The following is a 7640-nucleotide window of genomic DNA, read 5'->3' as shown; positions in this document are numbered from 1 at the left end:
GCCCCTTCCCGAAACCGGGGCCACGCCCCGGACCCCCTCCCGCTGGAGTCGAAGCCGCGGGCCGTTCGTGGCTGGTCGCGCAGTTCCCCGCGCCCCTGACGGGGCGCCCCGTCAGGGCTTCGCGGGGTCGCTCGGCGTGAACCCGGAACGCACCATGGCCCGGATCCTCGCCGAGGACGCCCGCTGACGTGCAGCGGGCGGACCGGCGGGGACCCGGGCCAGGGGCGGGGCCGAGGCCTCAGGAGGTGTAGAGCGCCTCGATCTCGTCCGCGAAGTCCTTCGCGACCACGTTGCGCTTCAGCTTCAGCGACGGCGTGATGTGGCCCGACTCCTCCGTGAACTGGGAAGGCAGAATGCGGAATTTCCGCACCGATTCCGCCTTGGAGACCGCCGCATTGCCGTCGTCCACGGCCTTCTGGACGGCGGCAATGAGGTCCGCGTCCTCGCGCAGGTCCGCCGCCGTCGAGCCGGCCGGCTTGCCGTTCTCCGCGGCCCAGCGGCCGAGGAACTCCTCGTCGAGGGTGACCAGTGCCCCCACGAAGGGCCGCGCGTCGCCGACCACCATGCACTCCGCAACGAGCGCGTGCGCCCGGATCCGGTCCTCGATCACCGCGGGGGCGACGTTCTTGCCGCCCGCCGTGACGATGAGCTCCTTCTTGCGGCCGGTGATGGTGAGGTAGCCGTCCTCGTCGAGGGTGCCGACGTCGCCGGTGTGGAACCAGCCGTCGGTGAGCGCCTCGGCGGTCGCCGACTCGTTCTGCCAGTAGCCCCGGAAGACCTGCTCGCCGTGCAGCAGCACCTCGCCGTCGTCGGCGATCCGCACCACCGAGCCGGGCAGCGGCTGGCCGACCGAGCCGATCTTCGGCCGGTCCCACGGGTTGAACGCGGTCGCCGCGCAGGACTCCGTCAGGCCGTAGCCCTCCAGCACCGTGAAGCCGATGCCGCGGAAGAAGTGGCCGAGGCGCTCGCCGAGCGGGGCGCCGCCGGAGATCGCGTACTCGCCGCGCCCGCCGAGGACCGCGTGCAGCTTGCGGTAGACCAGCTTCGAGAACAGCTTGTGCCTCAGCCGCAGGCCGAAGGACGGGCCGGCCGGGGTGTCCAGGGCCCGGCTGTACGCGATGGCCGTCTCGGCCGCCGCGTCGAAGATCCTGCCCTTGCCGTCCGCCTGGGCCTTGGCGCGCGCCGAGTTGTAGACCTTCTCGAACACGCGCGGCACGCCGAGGATCAGCGTCGGCCGGAAGGACTGCAGTTCGTCGGTCAGGTTCTTGATGTCCGGTACGCAGCCCAGTCGGATCGGCGCCAGTACCGCCGCCACCTCCACCAGGCGCCCGAAGACGTGCGCGGCGGGCAGGAACAGCAGCACCGAGCACTCGCCGGTGCGGAAGAGCGGGCTCAGCCGCTCCACCACGTTGCCGCACTCGGCGAAGAAGTTGCGGTGGGTGAGCACGCAGCCCTTGGGGCGGCCCGTGGTGCCCGAGGTGTAGACGATGGTGGCCGGGTCGTCGGCGTTCGCCAGCGAGCTGCGCTCGTCGACCTCGGCGTCGGGGATCCCGGCGCCCGCGGCCTTGAGCGCCTCGACGGCGCCCTGCTCGATCTCCCAGACCTCGCGCAGCTCCGGCAGGCGGTCGCGCAGCGAGGCCACGGCCTCGCTGTGGCCCGGGCCCTCCACGACGACCGCGACGGCCCCGGAGTCGCCGAGGATCCACTGGACCTGCTCCGGCGAACTGGTCTCGTAGACGGGGACGGTGACGCCGCCCGCGGTCCAGATCGCGAAGTCGATCAGCACCCACTCGTAGCGGGTGCGGGAGATGAGGCCGATCCGGTCGCCGGGCCGGACACCGGCTGCGATCAGCCCCTTGGCGGTGGCGCGGACCTCGGCGAGGAACTCCTTCGCCGTGACGTCCTCCCACCGGCCGCCGGCCTTGCGCCCCATGACAGCGGTGTCGGGGTGCTGCGCTGCGTTGCGGCGGATGAGATCCGTCAGGTTCCCGTCCGACGGGACCTCGTACAGGGCCGGAAGGCTGAACTCGCGCAAGACAACTGCTCCTCTGGGCGCCATCGCCACCGTGTGGACCGACCGGACGTTACCCACCGGTAGTGGGTTCCCGATAGAGGGAACCGGCCAGATGTTCCGTGCGTCACATGACGCGGCACTGCCCTGCCGACATTAGTCGACCAAGTCAACGACTCGGAAGTAACCGCAGGTAGGACCCCTGGCGGCACCGCCTCTACCCGCCCCCCTGCAGGCCCCCTAGGGTGGCCCCATGGGTGGCAGCACAGGTGGCAGGAAAAGCGGTACGCGCGTCCACGTCGTCAGCGACGTCCACGGCAACAGCGAGGCGCTCGCACGCGCCGGGGACGGCGCCGACGCGCTGATCTGCCTCGGTGACCTCGTCCTCTTCCTCGACTACGCCGACCACTCCCGCGGCATCTTCCCCGACCTCTTCGGCGTCGAGAACGCCGACCGGATCGTCGAACTGCGCACCGCCCGCCGCTTCGACGAGGCCCGCGCCTTCGGCCGCCGGCTCTGGCAGGGCCTGGACCGGGAACGGCTGATCGAGGAGGCGGTCCGCCGCCAGTACGCCGAGATGTTCGCCGCGTTCCCGCAGCCCACGTACGCCACCTACGGCAACGTCGACATGCCGGGCCTGTGGCAGGAGTACGCCGGCCCCGGCACCACCGTCCTCGACGGCCAGCGCGTGGAGATCGGCGGCCGCGTCTTCGGCTTCGTCGGCGGCGGCCTGCCCTCCCCGATGCGCACCCCGTACGAGATCGACGAGGAGGAGTACGCCGCCAAGGTCGAGGCCCTCGGCGAGGTGGACGTGCTGTGCTCGCACATCCCGCCGGAAGTCCCCGAACTCTGCTACGACACCGTCGCCCGCCGCTTCGAGCGGGGCAGCGAGGCCCTGCTCGCCGCGATCCGCCGGACCCGGCCCCGGTACGCCCTCTTCGGGCACGTGCACCAGCCGCTGGTCCGGCGGATGCGGATCGGCGGCACGGAATGCGTGAACGTCGGGCACTTCGCCGCCACCGGAAGGCCCTGGGCCATGGAGTGGTGACCTCCGCACGCACGGTAGCCTGCACGCGGCGGCCGCAGGCCGCACACACCCTCGAAATCCCCCAGCTGCCGCTGGGAGGTGCCCCCAGTCCCGGAGGAGCGACCCCGATGGCGGAACACACCAGCTCGAGCATCACGATCGATGCGGCGCCGGCCGACGTCATGGCCGTGATCGCCGACTTCGCCCGCTACCCCGAGTGGACCGGCGAGGTGAAGGAGGCCGAGGTGCTGTCGACCGACGACCGGGGCCGCGCCGAGAAGGTCCGCCTCCTCCTCGACGCCGGTGCGATCAGGGACGACCACACCCTCGCCTACACCTGGAAGGGCGCGGACGAGGTCAGCTGGACCCTCGACAAGTCCCAGATGCTGCGCCAGCTCGACGGCTCCTACCGGCTCGCCCCCGTCGCCGGCGGCACGCGCACCGAGGTCACCTACCAGCTGACCGTGGACGTCAAGATCCCCATGCTCGGCATGATCAAGCGCAAGGCCGAGAAGGTCATCATCGACCGGGCCCTGGCCGGCCTGAAGAAGCGCGTCGAATCGACCGAGTCGGCCTGATCCGCGTGCACACCCTGCTCGTCACCGGCCCCGGCGGGGCCGGGCGGACCACCGTCGCCGCGGCCACCGCGGCCGCCGCCGCCCGGGCCGGGCAGCGGGTGCTGGTGCTGTCCTGCGACCCCGCCCCCTGCGGGGTCCCCGCGGAGCCCGGCGGCCCCGGGGATCCCGGCGGCCCCGGCCGCCCCGCGGACCCCGTCACCGCACTGGCCGGGGCGCCCGCCGGCGAGCCCGTCGAGGTCGCCCCCGGGCTCACCGCGGTACCCGCCGGCGGCATCCTGGTGGCCCGCGTCGACTCCGGCGGGGAGTTCCGCGCCGAACTCGCCGCTCTCCAGGAACGCGGCTCCACCCTCCTCGGCATGCTCGGCTCCCGCCCGCTCGGGTCCGAGGAGCTCACCGAACTGCCCGGCGCCGAGCAGTTCGCCCTGCTGCGCGCCCTGCGGCGGGCCGCCACCGCGCCCGGCACCGACCTCGTCGTCGTCGACCTGCCGCCCCTGCACCAGGCCCTCGCCACCCTGGCCCTGCCCGGGCAGCTGCGCCGCTACCTGGCCCGGCTGCTCCCCGCCGAACGGCAGGCCGCGCGTGCCCTGCGCCCCGTCCTGGCCCAGCTCGCCGGCGTGCCCATGCCCGCGCAGTGGCTGTACGAGGCCGCCGCCCGCTGGGACGAGGAGCTGGCCGCCGTCCAGCGGATCGTCGAGGCCGGCACCACCTCCCTGCGGCTGGTCGCCGAACCGGGACCCGCCGCCGACGCCTCCTTGCGGACCGGGCTGCTCGGAGCCGCCCTCCTGCAACTGCCCGTCGGCGGGATCGTCGCCAACCGCATGGTTCCCAGGGGGTCGCCCGACCCCTGGCTCGCCGGGCTCGCCGCCGAGCAGGAGAAGTACGCCGCCCGGTGGGCCGCCGACGCCGACCGGCCCGTGGTCCCGCTGCCGCACCTCGGCCGCGCCCCGCGCGGCCCGGAGGACCTGGCGCTGCTCGCCGGGACCGCCGGGCTCGTGCCCGGCGCCCCGCCGGCCCGCCGCGACTGGGCCGTCGAGGACCGGCTCGCCGAGGACGGGGTACTCGTCTGGGCGGTTCCGCTGCCCGGCGCCCACAAGCGCGACCTCGACCTCGTCCGGCGCGGCGACGAGCTGCTGATCGCGGCCGGCCCGCACCGGAGGATCGTTTCCCTGCCCTCCGCGCTGCGCCGCTGCACCGTCACCGGCGCCGCCCTCACCGACGGCGTGCTGCGCATCCGCTTCACCCCCGACCCGGCACTGTGGCCCAGCAGGCACTGAACGGCGTACCCCCGTTCGGGTAACGTCGAAAGCAGTACACGGTAAACACGTACACGAAACGCAGTACCGAGCCGTACACAACCCGTACGCACCGCACCACACCGCACGTCCCGCAGCTGCCGCAGGAGAGTCCGCCATGAGCGAGGCCACCGAACGTCCCGCCGACGACGACGCCTGGGCCACGGCCTGCGCCGAGGACCTCGCCGCCGAGAAGGAGCGCCGCCGCTCCGCGCACGGCACCACCGGCACCCCCTCCGGGACCGGAACCGCCGCCGAAGAGCTGTTCAAGCTGTTCGAGGCCGTCGCCGACAAGGTCTCCGCCCTGAACAACCCGCTGCTCGGAGCCGGCGCCCAGGGCGCCGTCCGGCAGATCGTCGACCAGGCCAAGGCCGCGGCCAAGCCCGTCGTCGAGCGCAACCCCGAGGTATTCGGCCACCTCGCGGCGGCCGGAGCCGAGCTCCTCGCCGCCTACCGCTCGGCCGTCGAAGGCCACGAACGCCGCTGGACCCGCGGGGAAACCGCCTCCGGCCCCGGCCCCGACCGGCCCGCCGGAGACGGCTCGGACCCCCGCGACGAAGGCGGAACCGGCCCCTCCCAGCACATCGACCTCGACTGAGACGGCACCGCCCTCGGGTACGGTTGGCCGTGGCGGGGTTTGACCGGAAACCGAGGGACTAATGGGACTCACCATCGGCGTCGACATCGGCGGCACGAAGATCGCGGCCGGCGTGGTCGACGAAGAGGGCACCATCCTTGAGACGTACAAGGTGCCCACCCCGCCGACCGCGGACGGCGTGACGGACGCGATCTGCGCCGCAGTGACCGAAGTCATCAGCAACCACACCATCGAAGCCGTCGGCATCGGCGCCGCCGGATACGTGGACGACAAGCGCGCGACCGTGCTGTTCGCGCCGAACATCAACTGGCGGCACGAGCCGCTCAAGGACAAGGTCGAGCAGCGCATCGGCCTGCCCGTCGTCGTCGAGAACGACGCGAACTGCGCCGCCTGGGGCGAATACCGCTTCGGCGCCGGCCAGGGCCACGAGGACGTCATCTGCATCACCCTCGGCACCGGCCTCGGCGGCGGCATCATCATCGGCAACAAGCTGCGCCGCGGCCGGTTCGGCGTCGCCGCCGAGTTCGGACACATCCGGGTCGTCCCCGACGGCCTGCTGTGCGGCTGCGGCAGCCAGGGCTGCTGGGAGCAGTACGCCTCCGGGCGCGCCCTCGTCCGGTACGCCAAGCAGCGCGCCAACGCCACCCCCGAGAGCGCGGCCCTGCTGCTCGCCCTCGGAGACGGCACCCCCGAGGGCATCGAGGGCAAGCACATCAGCGAGGCCGCCCGCCAGGGCGACCCGGTGGCCGTCGACTCCTTCCGCGAGCTCGCCCGCTGGGCCGGCGCCGGCCTCGCCGACCTCGCCTCGCTGTTCGACCCCTCGGCGTTCATCGTCGGCGGCGGCGTCTCCGACGAGGGCGACCTTGTCCTCGACCCCATCCGCAAGTCCTTCAAGCGCTGGCTGATCGGCGGCGCCTGGCGCCCGCACGCACAGGTGCTCGCCGCCCAGCTCGGCGGCAAGGCCGGACTCGTCGGCGCGGCGGACCTGGCCCGCCAGGGCTGACCCCGCCGCCGGGCCGCAGGGCCGGCCCCGCCGCCGCTGTCCCGCACCCTGCCCGCCGCGCCCTCTGGGGCACGGCGGGCAGGGTGGTTATGTTGCGGGGTATGGACCTGACTTCGCGTTCACGTCTTCCCGGACGGCCCGCACAGGCCGCACGGCCCGCACAGCCCGCACAGCCTGCACGGCCCGCACTGCCGGATCCGCCCGTGGTGCCGGACCGGCCCGCGCTGCCGGACCTGCCCGGGTCCCGGACCGAGGCCGACGGCTCCGCCGTCATCCGCGTCCTCAGCTACAACATCCGCTCGCTGCGCGACGACGAGGACGCGCTCGCCCGCGTCATCCGCGCCTGCGCCCCCGACCTGGTCTTCGTCCAGGAAGCCCCGCGGTTCTTCCGCTGGCGCAAGCACGCGGCGCGACTCGCCGCCAAGAGCGACCTCGTCGTCCTGTCGGGCGGCGCCACCGCCGCCGGGCCGCTGCTGCTGTGCTCCCTGCGGGCCTTCGTCGAGCGGACCGAGGACGTGCTGCTGCCGCTCACCCCCGGCCTGCACCGGAGGGGCTTCGCCACCGCCGTGGTCCGGTTCGGGGGCGCCCGGGTCGCCGTGCTCAGCACCCACCTGCCGCTGGAGGCGGGGGAGCGGCGGGCGCACGCGGAGGAGCTGCTGGCGCGGCTCGGGGCCGGGGGTGCGCGGGAGGCGCCGGATGCGGCGGATGTTCGGGATGCGCTGCCGCACGGGATCGCCGCGGGGGACGTCAACGAGTCCCCGGACGGGGCGGTCTTCCGGCGGCTCGCCGGAGCGCTGCAGGACTGCAGGGCCGTGGCGCCGTGGGGCGGCGAGCACACGTTCGTCCGGGGTGGGGTGCCGCGGCGGATCGACGCGGTGTTCGCGACGCCGGGCGTGGAGGTGCTGGGGTGTGGCGTGCCGGTGGGATTGGACGGGGTTTCGGATGCCGATCTCGCCGCGGCGAGTGATCATCTGCCGGTGCTGGCGGCGCTGCGCCTGCCGGCGGATCCGGCGCGGGCCGCCGGTGGCTGATCGCGCATGTCCCCGCGCCCCCGGGACACCGCCGTGCGCCCCGGGTCCGGGTCGTTCTCGGTCGAGCGCGCAGTTCCCCGCGCCCCGGGGGCGCAGGGTC

Annotated in this window: 8 protein-coding genes; 7 read left to right on the top strand and 1 reads right to left on the bottom strand. The window is 74.0% G+C overall.

The window, feature by feature from the left end; genetic code table 11:
* Nucleotides 1-187: hypothetical protein (locus HYE82_RS37265; protein WP_218782620.1), on the top strand; the 187-nt coding region annotated here is incomplete at its 5' end.
* Between the two features lie 51 nt (nucleotides 188-238).
* On the opposite strand, the gene HYE82_RS14615 is transcribed toward HYE82_RS37265, so the two are convergent.
* On the bottom strand, nucleotides 239-2035 hold the full coding sequence (locus tag HYE82_RS14615; protein ID WP_179174472.1) for a long-chain fatty acid--CoA ligase: 1797 nt from the start codon (nucleotides 2033-2035) through the stop codon (nucleotides 239-241).
* Between the two features lie 229 nt (nucleotides 2036-2264).
* On the opposite strand from HYE82_RS14615, the gene HYE82_RS14610 reads away from it, so the two are divergent.
* From HYE82_RS14610 to HYE82_RS14585, 6 genes are all read left to right on the top strand, one after another.
* Nucleotides 2265-3059 carry a metallophosphoesterase gene (locus HYE82_RS14610; protein WP_179174471.1) on the top strand — a complete coding sequence of 265 codons (795 nt, stop codon included), beginning with the start codon at nucleotides 2265-2267 and terminating at the stop codon, nucleotides 3057-3059.
* A gap of 107 nt (nucleotides 3060-3166) precedes the next feature.
* Nucleotides 3167-3616: an SRPBCC family protein gene (locus HYE82_RS14605; RefSeq protein ID WP_179174470.1), complete on the top strand. Its 450-nt coding sequence runs from the start codon at nucleotides 3167-3169 to the stop codon at nucleotides 3614-3616.
* Nucleotides 3617-3621: 5 nt separating this feature from the next.
* The gene (locus tag HYE82_RS14600; protein WP_179174469.1) at nucleotides 3622-4890 is read left to right on the top strand and encodes an ArsA-related P-loop ATPase; all 1269 of its coding nucleotides are present in this window, start codon (nucleotides 3622-3624) and stop codon (nucleotides 4888-4890) included.
* A gap of 136 nt (nucleotides 4891-5026) precedes the next feature.
* On the top strand, nucleotides 5027-5506 hold the full coding sequence (locus HYE82_RS14595) for a DUF5304 domain-containing protein (RefSeq protein WP_179174468.1): 480 nt from the start codon (nucleotides 5027-5029) through the stop codon (nucleotides 5504-5506).
* 61 nt (nucleotides 5507-5567) lie between these two features.
* Nucleotides 5568-6509 (top strand): ROK family glucokinase, encoded by a 942-nt coding sequence (locus tag HYE82_RS14590; RefSeq protein ID WP_179174467.1) that lies wholly within the window; start codon nucleotides 5568-5570, stop codon nucleotides 6507-6509.
* A 101-nt stretch (nucleotides 6510-6610) separates the two neighbouring features.
* A complete protein-coding gene (locus HYE82_RS14585; protein ID WP_179174466.1) occupies nucleotides 6611-7540 on the top strand; it encodes an endonuclease/exonuclease/phosphatase family protein in 930 nt (309 codons plus the stop codon).
* Nucleotides 7541-7640 lie beyond the last annotated feature (100 nt).

The sequence above is a fragment of the Streptomyces sp. BR123 genome, from assembly GCF_013401435.1.
Classification (GTDB): domain Bacteria; phylum Actinomycetota; class Actinomycetes; order Streptomycetales; family Streptomycetaceae; genus Streptomyces.
Note: the sequence above shows the minus strand (reverse complement) of the source record. Positions and strands in the feature narration are given on the sequence as shown.